The sequence below is a fragment of the Sphingobacterium sp. UBA7625 genome (assembly GCF_002484085.1).
In the GTDB taxonomy this organism is placed as follows: Bacteria; Bacteroidota; Bacteroidia; order Sphingobacteriales; family Sphingobacteriaceae; genus Sphingobacterium; species Sphingobacterium athyrii.
In genome coordinates this window covers 2,443-17,370 of sequence record NZ_DLJD01000028.1, presented here as the reverse complement: position 1 = coordinate 17,370, position 14,928 = coordinate 2,443, and the positions used below count along the sequence as shown (strand labels likewise).

The 14,928-nt window shown below is 41.4% G+C and carries 10 protein-coding genes and 2 pseudogenes; 10 read left to right on the top strand and 2 right to left on the bottom strand.

The genetic code is table 11. The annotated features are described in order from the left end of the window. Positions 1 to 184 precede the first annotated feature (184 nt). On the top strand, positions 185 to 1,846 hold the full coding sequence (recN, locus tag B4G94_RS11925) for a DNA repair protein RecN (protein WP_286859068.1): 1,662 nt from the start codon (positions 185 to 187) through the stop codon (positions 1,844 to 1,846). Between the two features lie 236 nt (positions 1,847 to 2,082). On the opposite strand, the gene B4G94_RS11920 is transcribed toward recN, so the two are convergent. After that, positions 2,083 to 2,508, bottom strand: coding sequence for a hypothetical protein (locus B4G94_RS11920; RefSeq protein ID WP_286859066.1), 426 nt, complete (start codon positions 2,506 to 2,508; stop codon positions 2,083 to 2,085). A 137-nt stretch (positions 2,509 to 2,645) separates the two neighbouring features. Beyond that, a pseudogene (locus B4G94_RS11915) lies at positions 2,646 to 5,118 on the bottom strand (ATP-dependent Clp protease ATP-binding subunit). Positions 5,119 to 5,303: 185 nt separating this feature from the next. On the opposite strand from B4G94_RS11915, the gene ettA reads away from it, so the two are divergent. The 9 genes and pseudogenes from ettA to B4G94_RS11870 all read left to right on the top strand — a co-directional run. Then, positions 5,304 to 6,986, top strand: coding sequence for an energy-dependent translational throttle protein EttA (gene ettA, locus B4G94_RS11910; RefSeq protein ID WP_165308343.1), 1,683 nt, complete (start codon positions 5,304 to 5,306; stop codon positions 6,984 to 6,986). Positions 6,987 to 6,994: 8 nt separating this feature from the next. Continuing rightward, positions 6,995 to 8,185 (top strand): PAS domain-containing sensor histidine kinase, encoded by a 1,191-nt coding sequence (locus B4G94_RS11905; RefSeq protein ID WP_286859473.1) that lies wholly within the window; start codon positions 6,995 to 6,997, stop codon positions 8,183 to 8,185. 153 nt (positions 8,186 to 8,338) lie between these two features. Continuing rightward, positions 8,339 to 9,406, top strand: a complete 1,068-nt coding sequence (locus tag B4G94_RS11900) for a response regulator (protein ID WP_286859064.1) — start codon at positions 8,339 to 8,341, stop codon at positions 9,404 to 9,406. A gap of 453 nt (positions 9,407 to 9,859) precedes the next feature. Further along, positions 9,860 to 11,230: an oxygen-independent coproporphyrinogen III oxidase gene (hemN, locus tag B4G94_RS11890; RefSeq protein ID WP_286859061.1), complete on the top strand. Its 1,371-nt coding sequence runs from the start codon at positions 9,860 to 9,862 to the stop codon at positions 11,228 to 11,230. A gap of 7 nt (positions 11,231 to 11,237) precedes the next feature. After that, on the top strand, positions 11,238 to 11,819 hold the full coding sequence (locus B4G94_RS27990) for a heavy metal translocating P-type ATPase metal-binding domain-containing protein (protein WP_422663707.1): 582 nt from the start codon (positions 11,238 to 11,240) through the stop codon (positions 11,817 to 11,819). 19 nt (positions 11,820 to 11,838) lie between these two features. Then, positions 11,839 to 13,578 (top strand): HAD-IC family P-type ATPase, encoded by a 1,740-nt coding sequence (locus B4G94_RS11885; RefSeq protein WP_349681866.1) that lies wholly within the window; start codon positions 11,839 to 11,841, stop codon positions 13,576 to 13,578. A gap of 4 nt (positions 13,579 to 13,582) precedes the next feature. Then, on the top strand, positions 13,583 to 13,744 hold the full coding sequence (gene ccoS, locus B4G94_RS11880; RefSeq protein ID WP_108635807.1) for a cbb3-type cytochrome oxidase assembly protein CcoS: 162 nt from the start codon (positions 13,583 to 13,585) through the stop codon (positions 13,742 to 13,744). Positions 13,745 to 13,790: 46 nt separating this feature from the next. Beyond that, positions 13,791 to 14,582: pseudogene (locus tag B4G94_RS11875) on the top strand (SDR family oxidoreductase); the annotation flags it as partial. A 12-nt stretch (positions 14,583 to 14,594) separates the two neighbouring features. Further along, positions 14,595 to 14,928 (top strand): mannonate dehydratase (locus B4G94_RS11870; protein WP_286859060.1); only part of this gene is annotated, 334 nt, incomplete at its 3' end.

Sequence of the window (14,928 nt, the reverse complement as noted above, 5' to 3'; positions counted from 1 at the left end):
GCAGTGGTGAATTAATTAAAGCACTAGATGTTTAAACCCGAAACAATTTTTTTTGAAACAAAATGCATTGAAAACGTCTGATTTTTAGGTAAATTACCTACTAAAGAAAGGACCATAAAAGATACGATACAATCCGGATGAGGAACGGTTTTCCTCCCAACTGTAATAATAGACCTTTAAGAATATGCTAGATACCTTACATATTAAGAATTACGCCCTGATCAACGAATTGGAAATCCAATTTGATAAAGGGTTGAATATGATTACTGGGGAGACTGGAGCGGGTAAATCCATTATTATGGGAGCACTTTCCCTGATTTTGGGCAATAGGGCAGAGGGAAAACACTTTTTTGATCCGTCTAAAAAATGTGTAATCGAAGGGGAGTTTAATATCGGAGCTTATCAATTAAATAGTTTCTTTGAGCAGAATGACCTTGACTATGCGGATCATACGATTATCCGACGAGAAATAACACCAGATGGTAAATCCCGTGCCTTTGTAAATGATTCTCCGGTTACATTGGTGATACTTAAACAATTGGGAGAGCAATTGATCGATGTGCATTCACAGCATGCGACTTTACAGATCAATACCGAGGAATTCCAGTTTTTGGTAGTCGATAGTGTAGCGGATTCATTTGCATTGAAACAAAGCTACAAGGAGAGTTATGTGTCCTATAAAAAGGCAAAGCGCGAACTTGAGGAGCTGAAAGAAACGGTTAAAAAGGCGGCTTTAGAACTGGATTATTTTCAATTTCAATTTGATGAGCTAGATGGGGCGAAGCTCGTGCCTGACGAACAGGGGACACTTGAGCAGCAACAGCGGCAATTGGAGAATGCCGAGGATATCAAACGGTCCTTAAATGCAGCCTCCCGTCTGTTAGAAAACGAAGATATAGCCGTATTGACACAATTGAAAGATGCTATGTCGCAGATCGAAGGAATATCTTCATTTCTGCCCGAAGCGGCCGATCTTGCTGCACGGGTAAAGAGCACCTTGATCGAATTGAAAGATGTGGCTGCGGAGTTGACTTCGCTCGAAGAGGATACGCACTTGGATGAGGGTACCTTACTGGAGATCAATGAGCGATTGAGCCTACTATATTCGTTGCAGAAAAAACATCATGTCGACTCAGTGGAGGAACTCATTCAATTAAGAGATGACCTGGAAGCAAAACTATTGGCCATCAATTCCTCCGATGAACAGTTGGAGCGTTTGGAAGCAGAGGTTATAGAGAAGCTGAAAGTTGCGCTACATAATGCGAAAGAGCTTTCAAGCGCACGCAGATTAGTATTGGATACAATAGCCGGGGAGGTGCAAAATACGCTGTTGAATGTAGGCATGCCAAATGCGGTACTTCAGATTGTATTAGAGCCACTAAAAGAAGGAGAGATGCGTGAGTCTGGAATAGATACCATTCAGTTCTTATTTTCCGCGAATAAAGGACAGGCTTTGCAATCCATCCATCGTGTGGCTTCGGGCGGAGAGCTTTCCCGTGTGATGTTGGCCATAAAGTCTCTGGTTGCCAAAACTTCGGCTTTACCTACAATTGTTTTTGATGAGATCGATACTGGAATTTCGGGAGAAGTCGCTTTGCGTGTCGGTGAGGTCATGGAAAATTTAGCCACAAATATGCAGGTGATTGCGATTTCTCACTTGCCGCAGATTGCCTCAAAAGGTGCTGCGCATTTTAAAGTATATAAGGAAGATAGGGCTAACCGTACCATATCAAATATCGTCCGACTGGATCAATCCGGTAGGGTAAAAGAGATCGCGCAAATGCTGAGCGGAGCAAATCCAACGGATGCTGCACTGGAACATGCGGAGTTGTTGTTGAAGGGGTAGAATATTAATTGATCGGTCCGCAGGATACCGGGAAATTATCAAAAGGGAATCTTCTGGTAAATTTATTATAAAATTGTTTAGAAATCTCTTCGATTGTTTTTCGAGAACCAAATTGTAAAGGAGGGGAATAAAATAAAACCTCAGAAAATATATTTTCTGAGGTTTTATAATCTAGGCCATTGTCGCTATCAATTCAGATCACTTCTATCTAATGGCATATCTTGTTTTCGAGATTATTACTCGCCGCCATCATCAGCGTCCGTCAATGTTACTTTCATAATCATTTCTTTGGGGACAGGAGGTGTTCCTGTACCTAAGTAATCTGCATAAACAATTACTTTACCGATTGTATAATCAACGCGATAATCGTATGCACCGATTGCTGACGGAATATTTCTAAAGTATTCTTTGTCGTCGTTAAATGAAATGGCTACATTGACATGTCCTGTATCAAAATACTTTTTATCTAATTCCGGAAATGGAATCTGTAATTCGAAAGTGTTTGTTCCACTAACTCTTTTCCAGTCTCCAAAACTGTTATTAGGCACATCAAAGGTGTAACTCACACCTGGTAAATAATTCGAAATATACTCCTTCTTGCAAGAAGAGAATGAAACCAAGGCTGCGGTTCCAATTAAAGCTGCTAATAAAAGTCTTTTCATATCGTTTGTGTTATTTGTGACAGTTTTTTTATTATAGGACGATAAAATAGTGTAAAAGTTTAACGTCAATCTTCTTTACAACAAAAAATGCACCATTATGGTGCATTTTCTGAATTTATTTCGAGTACAGCAAGCGATTATTTCTCCGCTGTATCTTTTGAAGACTTCGGATCTGAACTAGAGACCTCAATATCTTTGGTTTCCGGATTAATGCTCACCGTTAAAACTGAACCGGTTTGGACATTTCCTTTCAGAATTTCTTCTGCAATTGGATCCTCCAGATATTTTTGGATTGCACGTTTTAAAGGACGTGCACCGAAATTGCTGTCATAGCCTTTATCTGCAATGAAACCTTTCGCCTCATCTGTCAAGTTAATGGTATAGCCCAAATCTGAGATTCGTTTAAACAATGACGTCAATTCAATATCAATGATCTTAAAGATATTTTCTTTTGTCAATGAATTGAAAACAATAACGTCATCAATACGGTTTAAAAACTCCGGCGCAAATGCTCTTTTTAGTGCAGTTTCGATTACTCCACGGGAATGCGCATCTGTTTGTTGCGATTTTGCCGCGGTTGTGAAACCAACGCCCTGACCAAATTCTTTCAATTGACGTGCGCCAATGTTGGAGGTCATGATGATAATGGTGTTACGGAAATCTACTTTACGGCCCAAACTGTCGGTCAACTGACCTTCATCCAATACTTGCAACAACAAGTTGAACACATCTGGATGGGCTTTCTCGATTTCATCCAAAAGCACTACAGCATAAGGTTTGCGACGCACCTTCTCAGTCAACTGTCCACCTTCTTCATAACCGACATATCCCGGAGGCGCTCCTACAAGGCGTGATATCGCAAATTTCTCCATGTATTCACTCATGTCAATTTGAATCAGTGCGTCCTCAGTATCAAACATAAACCGCGCAAGCTCTTTCGCTAATTCTGTCTTACCGACACCTGTAGGTCCCAAGAATATAAAGGAACCGATCGGTTTTTTAGGATCTTTCAGTCCGGCACGTGTACGTTGGATGGCTTTTACTAATTTGCCAACAGCGTCATCCTGACCAATAATTCTTCCCTTCATCAATTCACCCATATTCAACAGCTTTTGGCTGTCAGTTTGGCTGACACGTTGTACAGGGATACCGGTCATCATCGCGACAACTTCCGCTACATTTTCTTCGGAAACAGTATATCGCTTAGATTTGGTTTCTTCTTCCCAGGCAATCTTTTCTTTCTCCAATTCCTCGATAAGCTTTTTCTCTGTATCGCGTAACTTGGCAGCTTCTTCATATTTTTGACTGCGCACTACTTTGTTTTTCTCCAATTTGACCTCCTCGATTTTATTTTCGATGTCAATAATGGATTGTGGAACATGGATATTATTTAAGTGTACGCGTGAACCAGCCTCATCCAAAGCGTCAATCGCTTTATCCGGTAGGAACCGATCCGTAATATATCGTGTTGTAAGGGAAACACAGGCTTCGATTGCATCCGGAGTATAGGTCACATTGTGGTGATCCTCATATTTCTCTTTGATGCGATTCAAAATCTCAACAGTCTCATCATGTGTGGCTGGTTCAATCGTCACACGTTGGAAACGACGGTCTAAAGCGCCATCTTTTTCAATATATTGACGATATTCGTCCAGTGTAGTTGCACCGATACATTGTATTTCTCCTCTTGCCAAGGCTGGTTTGAACATATTGGAAGCGTCCAAAGATCCTGAAGCACCGCCAGCACCTACAATGGTATGTATTTCGTCAATAAACAAAATGACATCCGGTGATTTTTCCAGTTCATTCATGACCGCTTTCATGCGCTCTTCAAATTGACCCCGATATTTTGTGCCCGCAACCAATGAAGCCAGGTCTAACGTAACCACACGCTTGTTGAACAAGACACGGGATACTTTGCGTTGCACAATACGTAGTGCCAATCCTTCCGCTATCGCTGATTTACCTACTCCGGGTTCACCGATTAATAACGGATTATTCTTTTTACGACGAGAAAGAATCTGTGATACACGTTCGATTTCTTTTTCACGACCTACAATCGGGTCCAGCCTACCTTCTTCGGCAGCTTTGGTCAGATCTCGGCCAAAGTTGTCCAATACCGGTGTTTTGGATTTGATATCCGAAACCTTTTTAGGTTGGATATATTGATCATCCTCAGCAAAGTCATCATCACCGGTAGGAGAGCCCGGAGCTTCATCCTTGATGGTGGTTTTATTTTGCTCTACTTCGGCTTTGAAGATGTCATAGGTCACATTATATTGCTGTAAAATTTGCGAAGCGATATTATCTTCATCCCGTAAGATAGCCAATAATAGGTGCTCGGTCCCAATAATGTCAGATTTGAAAATCTTCGCTTCCAAATAAGTAATTTTCAGAACTTTTTCAGCTTGTTTAGTTAACGGCATGTTGCCAATAGGTGCACGTGATACAGATGCCCCCTTCACTGCGTCTTCCACAGATTGACGTAGGGCAGTTGTGTCAATGCCTATGTTTTTAAGGATNNCCTATATAATCGTGACGCAATCTCAAAGCTTCCTCTCTACTGTACGATATGACATCCTTTACGCGCGGTGAAAATTTTGCTTCCATTGAATACCTTTCTGTTTTATATTAAGGATATATAAATGTAGTAAATTCTACATTTCAAACCTTAAAATTATTTTAAATAATGTCATCAACAATTAAGCCATGACCATTATACGTCCAAAATGTCAGTATAAAAGATTACATTTGTATGTTAATATAATAAGAGTTTTCCAATTTTTTTAAATTTTATGTCAGACGAGAAGATTATTTTTTCGATGGCGGGTGTCAATAAAATCTATCCGCCTCAAAAACAAGTTCTAAAAAATATCTATTTATCTTTTTTCTATGGTGCCAAAATCGGCGTGATCGGTTTGAACGGATCCGGAAAATCTTCACTATTGAAAATTATTGCGGGTTTGGACAAATCTTATCAGGGCGAAGTCGTGTTTTCTCCGGGTTACTCTGTGGGATATTTGGCACAGGAACCCCAATTGGATCTCGAAAAGACCGTTCTTGAAATTGTACAGGAAGGTGTTGCCGAAATCACGGCAACCTTAAAAGAATACGAAGAAATCAATGAGAAATTCGGCTTGCCTGAGGTCTACGAAAATCCAGATGAGATGGATAAACTGTTGACTAGACAGGGCGAATTGCAAGATAAAATCGACGCAACAAATGCCTGGGAAATTGATTCCAAATTGGAAAGAGCAATGGATGCCTTACGTTGTCCGGAACCTGATGCTAAAATTGCCAATTTGTCAGGTGGTGAGCGCAGACGTGTAGCATTATGTCGCTTATTATTACAGGAACCAGATGTCTTGTTGCTCGACGAGCCGACCAACCACTTGGATGCAGAGTCTATCGACTGGTTAGAGCAACATTTAAAACAATATAAAGGAACTGTCATTGCCGTAACCCACGACCGTTACTTCTTGGATAACGTCGCAGGATGGATATTAGAACTTGATCGTGGTGAGGGAATTCCGTGGAAAGGAAACTATTCTTCGTGGTTAGATCAAAAAGCTAAACGTCTGGCACAAGAAGAAAAGCAGGAAACCAAACGTCAGAAAACTTTGGAGCGTGAGCTGGAATGGGTACGTATGGCTCCAAAGGCTCGTCATGCCAAATCTAAAGCCCGCCTTCATAATTATGAGAAATTGGCTTCTGAGGAAACAAAAGAACGCGAAGAGAAATTGGAATTATTTATTCCGCCGGGACCGCGTTTGGGTAACTCTGTCATCGAGGCAACCGATATCTCCAAAGCTTATGGCGACCGTATTTTATTTGAAAATTTAAGTTTCATGTTGCCTCCAGCGGGTATCGTTGGGATCATCGGACCAAATGGCGCGGGTAAAACAACCTTATTCCGTCTGATCACGGGACAGGAGACGCCGGATACGGGATCGTTCAAAGTAGGAGAGACGGTCAAATTGGGGTATGTCGATCAGATGCACCATGACCTTGATCCTGAAAAATCCGTTTGGGAAAATATCACCGGCGGTAACGATAACATGATCCTGGGCAATCGCTCCGTAAATTCCAGAGCTTATGTATCCAAATTTAACTTTAACGGTGCTGACCAACAAAAGAAAGTAGGTGTGCTTTCCGGTGGAGAACGCAACCGTGTCCATTTGGCGATCACGCTAAAGGAAGGATCAAATGTGCTCCTGCTCGATGAGCCGACCAATGACATTGATGTCAATACATTACGTGCTTTAGAGGAAGGTTTGGAGAATTTTGGTGGTTGTGCTGTGGTTATATCCCATGATAGATGGTTTTTAGATCGTATCTGTACACATATTCTTGCTTTTGAAGGCGATTCTCAGGTTTATTTCTTTGAAGGTAACTATACCGAATATGAGGAAAACCGTAAAAAACGTTTGGGCGATGTAACTCCACATCGCATTAAATACAAAAAATTGGTGAAATAAAAATGATCATGGAAGGCGGAAGGCTTTTGGCGGCCATAATAGACCATGCAATTGATGGAATTATTACCATAGACAACAGGGGGAATGTCGAAAGCATTAACCCTGCTGCCTTAGAATTGTTTGGATATAACGCTGAAGAAGTAATAGGACATAATGTGTCAATGTTAATGCCTGAGCCCGATCGGGGTAATCATGATAACTATATTCATAATTATCAAACCACCGGCCATAAAAAAATTATAGGGATCGGACGCGAGGTGATGGGGCTAAAGAAGAGCGGAAAGACATTTCCGTTTCGCTTGGCTGTGAGTGAAGTCTGGCTTAAAGACAAAAATATTTTTACAGGATTTATCCATGATCTCTCACGTGAAAAGGCAGCAGAAGATATGCTAAAACAGCATGCTGCCGAATTGGAACATAAAGTCAGTGAAAGGACACGTGATTTGATATCGCTGGTTTCCGAACTGGAAAAAGCAAAGGCAGAAGTTTCCAAATCTCTGGAAAAAGAAATCGAACTTAACCAGCTTAAATCCCGATTCGTCTCCATGGCGTCACATGAGTTCCGCACACCGCTGAGTTCTGTCCAATTGTCTGCTTCTCTCATTGAAAAATATGCGGACCGTCCCGATGATAAGGCCAGTATTATCAAACATACCAACAAGATCAAAGGGGCAGTGCAGCTTCTCACCAGTATATTGAATGATTTTCTCTCACTGGAAAAATTAGAAGCGGGAATTGTGGTCATGAACAAACAGTATATTAATCTGGTTGAACTGGCGGAAGAAATCACCGAGGAGATGCAATTGATCTGTAAGAAAAATCAGCATATTGTCTACCAACATACGGGGGAAATAGGACATTTTTCGCTGGATCCGAACTTGTTAAAAAATGCGCTGGTGAATTTGATTTCCAACGCCATCAAATATTCGGGTGAAGATACTTTAATAGAATTTACAACCTGTATTGATGATAAGGGCTGCTCGATCTCCGTTAAGGATAATGGTATAGGTATTCCTAAAGAGGATCAGGTGCATTTGTTCGAACCGTTTTTCAGAGCACATAACACCGGAAATATTCCGGGGACTGGACTGGGCTTAAATATCGTAAAAAGGTATATCGAGCTTATGGAGGGTAAAATGGAATTTGTTTCGGAAGTGCATAAGGGAACATCATTTAAAGTCAGTTTTGATAAGATTTAAATTCTATCTGAATTGATGGTGGAGCGATAGGCTTGTCGATCATAAATGGAAAGGATTTGTGTATTCAAATGACTATAAATACGAAAGAAGAACTGAGTGTAAAAAGTTAATTGAAAGCAATGACAATAGACACTCATCAATAATTATTGAGACATGAACAATAAAAAGACTATTCTAATCATTGAGGATAATATTGACATTAGAGAGGGGACAACCGAGATTTTAGAGTTGACAGGACGGTATGAGGTGATTACAGCTGAGAATGGTCGGGTGGGAGTTGATTTGGCTACTCGACATATTCCTGATTTGATTCTCTGTGATATCATGATGCCAGAATTGGATGGTTATGGTGTACTATTTATGCTGAGCAAGATAGAAAGTACTGCAAAAATTCCTTTTATTTTTCTGACCGCAAAGGCCGAACGTGCAGATATGCGTAAGGCAATGGAGATGGGGGCGGATGATTACCTGACCAAACCTTTTGATGATGTGGAACTGATGAACGCAATTGAGGTTCGTCTGAAAAAGCATGAGCAGTTATCCGCAGATTCGGGTGAGGAGTATGATTTGAACCTGAGTGAAGAGGAACAAGTTTTATTGCTACAAGAATTGCTCGCCAATTCACGTGTGAAAACGGTAAAAAAGAAACAGTCAATCTTTGAGAAAGACGATTCACCTACGTATGTTTATTATGTCAAATCGGGGCAGATTCGTAGCTTTAAGTTGTACAAAGATGGGCGGGAACTATCGACAGGGATTTATATAGAAGGGAATTATTTTGGCTATGCTTCTGTACTGTTGAATGAAAACTATGAAGATTATGCGGAAGCTGTTGAAGCCAGCGAAGTTATTTTAATCCCAAAAGACGCCTTTTTGGAGCTCCTATGGAAAAAACCTGCTATAGCTAGCAAATTTATTAAATTACTTTCGGTGGACCTTCGTGAAAAAGAAGAGCAATTGTTGGGCTTCGCATACCATTCTGTCCGCAAACGTGTGGCCAATGCACTGATCAGTGTAGCCGAAAAAAACGGAATCAATATCAATGAGGTCAATGCCTGTACAATTGATATTACCAGAGATGGAATTGCTTCGATAGCAGGTACGGCAAATGAAACAGTTTCACGTATGCTTTCTGATTTTAAAGAGGAAAAGCTGATCTCGAAGGAAAAAGGAAAGATTTACATCAATTCGATCAAAAATCTAAGGGATGTAAAACAATAACAGAAATAAATTGAATAGTCAGTGCGCTTTGCGCTTGCGATACCAAATATCTACAAAAGGGCCTGTNNAAAAAGAGTTTTGGGCATTGGCCAATGCAAAACAGCATGACCTCACCTTGATTTCAAATGGATTAAATCTCGAAACGCAAAATTATGCGCGCGGAAAGGATGCGGTTGTCATCTCTGGGGGAGATATTTTGGATGATAAAATGCTACTTAATTTAAAAAAATTAGGAATTAGTAAGATCATGACAAGAAGTAAGCATACATCGCATATTGATTTGGTCAAAGCGGGTGATTTGAGAATTCAGATTGCCAATGCACCTTTTGAGGATCAAAGCCCAAAAGGACTGGCAGAACAGACTGTTCGGAATCTCAATCTTTGGGGAATGGAAAAATGCGTCGGTAAAGCGTGCTGTTGTTTGAATGACTGCGCAAAAAAATAACTTTCAAAATGAGTACACAGGAAAAATCTATGGAGGAATTGGTGCAGAAATACAATGTCGCGGCGCCACGGTATACCAGTTATCCGACAGTTCCATTTTGGGACGAGCGAACATTTTCTACCGAAGCTTGGAAGGATCAAGTATACCGTACTTTCCAGCAGTCAAAAGATAAGGGACTGAGCCTATATATCCACCTGCCCTTTTGCGAAAGTCTATGCACATACTGTGGTTGTAATACACGTATCACAAAAAATCATCAGGTTGAGCTGCCTTATATTACGGCGCTCCTGAAGGAGTGGGAGATGTATCGGGCTGTTTTCAAAAGGGAGAAACTGCTCGTCTCAGAAATACATCTGGGCGGCGGCACACCAACTTTTTTTCAGCCGGAAAACTTAAAATTCTTGATTGAGGGGATTCTGAAAGATGTCGATGTCACAGCAGATCGTTCTTTTTCATTTGAGGCACATCCCGCGAATACCAAAACAGAACACTTACAGATTCTTTTCGACCTCGGCTTCCGTCGTCTCAGCTTAGGGATACAGGATTTTGATCCATTGGTGCAGTTTATGATCAATAGACAGCAGACCTTTGAAGAAGTTGAAGAAGTGATGCTGAATGCAAGAAAGATCGGTTTTGATTCCATTAATTTCGACTTGATTTATGGCTTGCCTAAGCAGACTGAAGCATCTGTGCAGGATACCATTGAAAAATGCATGCTACTGAAGCCAGATCGTATATCTTTTTATAGTTATGCCCATGTTCCTTGGTTGAAGCCGGGACAGCGGCATTATACCGAGGCGGATCTGCCGAAGGGTACTGCTAAATTAGCACTTTATAATCTCGGGAAAAAGCTGATCCTGGCACAGGGATACGCAGATATCGGTATGGACCATTTTTCGAAAAAAGACGATGAACTCTATTTGGCTTTTCAGGAGGAACGCTTGCACCGTAATTTTATGGGTTATGCGGATCGGTTTAACCCTTTATTGATTGGTCTTGGTGTGTCTTCAATCAGTGATGCTTGGGCTGGTTTCGCACAAAATGTGAAAACAGTTGAGGAATATCATAAGCTGATCGCATCGGGTGTGTTGCCCGTAGTAAAAGGACATATTCTTAATGTGGAAGATCTAGTCATAAGACGCTATATCCTCGATATGATGTGTAAAGGTAAAGTGCAATTGGATCCTACATCGGATTTAACCGAACAGATTAAGGAGGAATTGTCCATATTGGTCCAGGACGGCTTGGTTAGCATAGCGGGTGAGCTGATTCAATGCACAGCCGTGGGGCGTTCATTTCTACGGAATATTTGTATGGCTTTTGATCAGCGTTTTTTGAAGCTGCGTACAAAAAAGCAATTATTTAGTGAAGCAATTTAACAGGGATATGCCGGCAATAAAGGAAGAAGTACAACGAATCGAAAAATGTTTCCACTGTGGAGACAAAATCGAAGAAACGGGTTACCGTCTCGATGATCATGATTTTTGCTGCCTCGGATGCCAAACAGTATATCAGGTTTTGCAGGATGGGGGGATGCAACAGTACTACCGCTATAATCAGCATCCGGGGAAATCCAATAAAGAAAAACAAGCGGATTTTTCGTACTTGGATGAACCACAGATTGCTGCTAAATTAGTTGATTTTAAGGATGATAAAATGACTATCATTACTTTTTATATTCCCGCTATTCATTGTAGCTCATGTATTTGGCTATTGGAAAACCTCTATAAGCTAAATCCAAATGTGCTGCAGTCCCGTGTGGACTTTATGAAAAAACAGGCCAGTATTACCTTTAATCATACGTTACTTCCTCTGAAAGATTTAGTTTACCTCTTAGTGAACATTGGCTATGATCCAAAAATTACTTTGCAGGATGTCGTTAAAGAGGGGAATATGAATAACCTGAATCCCTTGGTTGCTAAGATTGCAGTAGCTGGATTCTGTTTTGGAAATTCGATGNNTATTTAGTTTCCCGGACTACTTCGGCATGGGGGCATTTGAAAAGCAGTATGCGAATTTTTTCGGTTATATCAATTTAGCTTTTGGGTTGCCGGTTTTGTTGTATTGTGCTTCAGACTACTTTAAGTCTGCCTATGTCAGTTTGAAACAAAAAAGATTAAACCTGGATGTTCCGTTGGCCTTGGGAATATTGGTTCTGTTTCTACGTTCGGCCTATGAGGTGATGACCCAGACAGGAGCCGGTTTTACAGATACTTTGTGTAGTTTGGTGTTCTTTATTCTGATCGGAAAATGGGTACAGCAGCGCACTTATTACCACATTTCTTTTGAAAGGGATTATCGGAGCTATTTCCCCGTTGCGGTAACCGTGCTTACTGAAAATGGGGACAAGCCCGTACAATTGGCAGATATTCGTACCGGCGACCGTATCCTCGTACGCAACAATGAGATTATTCCGGCAGACGCCATATTATTAAAAGGCGATGCAGCAATTGACTTTAGTTTTGTAACCGGCGAATCAAGTCCTGTGAGTAAAACCTTAGGGGAAATTATTTATGCTGGGGGACGTCAGACAGGGGAAGCAATCGAACTGGAGGTCATAAAGCCGATTTCACAGTCGTATCTGACCAAATTATGGAATAATGANNATTTTACTGTTGTTTTATTGGCGATCGCCTTCTTTGCAGCGCTTTATTGGGCTATGAATGGAAGTGCCAATCGGGCCTGGGGAGCTTTTACGGCAGTGCTGATTATTGCGTGCCCTTGCGCATTGGCGTTGAGCTCTCCATTCACCCTATCTGCGGCATTAAGTATTTTCGATCGAAATAAATTTTATGTTAAAAATACCGCTGCAATCGAACAGATGGCCACAATAGATACACTCGTTTTCGACAAAACAGGGACTATTTCTTCGCCCAAAGCAACTTCTATTTATTTTGAGGGATCACTTACAACGAATGAAAAAAAGCTGCTCAATGCAACATGTCGAAATTCTAGTCATCCGTTAAGCCGTGAGATCGTGAAATGGCTGAATGTGTCATCGGATATTCCGGTGACAAACTTCAAAGAGTTTCCCGGAAAAGGAATGACGGCCGAGTTTGCAGGGCAGGTGGTTAAGATCGGTAGCGCCAATTTTTTGAATATAGGAAACATCAAGACCGACGGGTCCGTCGTATTCGTACGCATCGGTGATGAACTGAAAGGATATTTTACCATGGAACAGGCATGGAGAACTGGCTTGTCGGCATTGATCGAAGATTTCAAACCTCGTTACGACCTGCATCTGATATCGGGAGATAATGACCGGCGTCTGGATGCACTAAAATTGATTTTTCCCTCAGCGGCCTGCTTGATGTTTAACCAGTCGCCAATGGAAAAACTGGAGCGCATTCAGAAATTTCAGCAGGAAGGAAAACATGTCTGTATGATCGGTGATGGATTGAATGACGCCGGAGCATTGCGTAAAGCTGATTTGGGAATTGCAGTAAGTGATGATATCAATAACTTTTCGCCTGGATGTGATGCTATTCTTGATGGTGAGTCATTTTCAAAATTATCCGATTTCTTTGCTTTCAGCAAAGATGCTGTAAAGGTAATCCATATGAGCTTTGGGATATCCTTGCTCTATAATATAATCGGGCTGAGTTTTGCCATTCAGGGGATTATGTCGCCTTTATTTGCCGCAATCTTGATGCCGATAAGTACTGTTACGATCATCTCTTTTACCAGCTTAATGACAAGATGGTATGCAAAACGTCATAAACTATAATGTTATGGAAATCATGTACATTCTAATCGGTTGTAGTGTCCTATTGGCATTGGTGTTTTTATGCGCTTTTTTCTGGGCGAATAAATCGGGTCAGCACGACGATACTTATACCCCTTCGGTAAGAATTCTGTTTGATGATGAAATAACAGAAGAAGAGGGAAAATAGATTAGTGTTAACTAAAACGTTATCGTAATTNNCATTTTCATTAAAAGATAAGGTTGTCGTTATCACAGGAGGTACGGGAATTCTAGGTGAGGCATTTGTGGAAGCACTGGCTGAAGCAGAGGCCAAAGTTGCTATTCTTGGACGTAACCAGCAGATCGGTGCTGAGCGTGTGCAGCAGGTGGAATCCCTTGGCGGGGAGGCCATGTTCGTAGAAGTAGATATCATGGACGAACAGGATATCAGCAGAGCAAAGGATGAAATCCTCGATAAATGGGGGCGAATAGACGGTCTGGTGAATGCTGTAGGCGGAAATATCCCAGGTGCAACAATAGGAGCTGATCAAGATCTGTTTGCAAGTAATATTCAGGATACCATCAAAGCGATCGAGCTGAACCTTTATGGAACAATTATTCCTACACATATTATTGGCCGTGTAATAGCAGAAAGCGGAAAGGGAGTAATCGTAAATATTTCCTCCCTGACTGCGAGCAGGCCCTTCACAAGGGTATTAGGATATACGGTGGCTAAACACGGTATTGATGGCTATACAAAGTGGATGGCAACGGAACTTGCGCAGCGTTACGGTGACCAAGTTCGCGTCAATGCAATTGCTCCGGGTGTCTTCCTGACCAAACAAAACAAAAATCTATTAATAAACTCCGACGGTAGCTATAGTGAAAGAACCAAGCGGATACTCAGCGGAACACCTTATAATCGTTTGGGAGATCCGCGGGAATTGAAAGGGACTTTGATCTATTTGTTGAGTGATGCCTCAGCATTTGTAACTGGAGAGACGGTTTTTGTGGATGGTGGCTTTAATGCATGGTGTGGCGTTTAACGAAATTTTGAGATGAATAAATTAGAACAAACATGGCGTTGGTATGGTCCCAACGATCCGGTATCCTTACAGGATGTTAAACAGGCTGGTGCAACGGGTATCGTGACGGCACTACATCATATTCCCCATGGGGAAGTTTGGCCTCTGGCCGATATTCAGGAACGAAAACGTATTATTGAAGATGCGGGCTTAGTTTGGTCGGTAGTGGAGAGCGTGACGGTTCATGAAGAAATTAAAACAAAAGGACCGAAAGTTGATGAGTATATCGCTAAGTATAACCAGACATTGGCCAACCTCGCCCAGTGTGGTATTAAAACCATCTGCTATAATTTTATGCCGGTGCTGG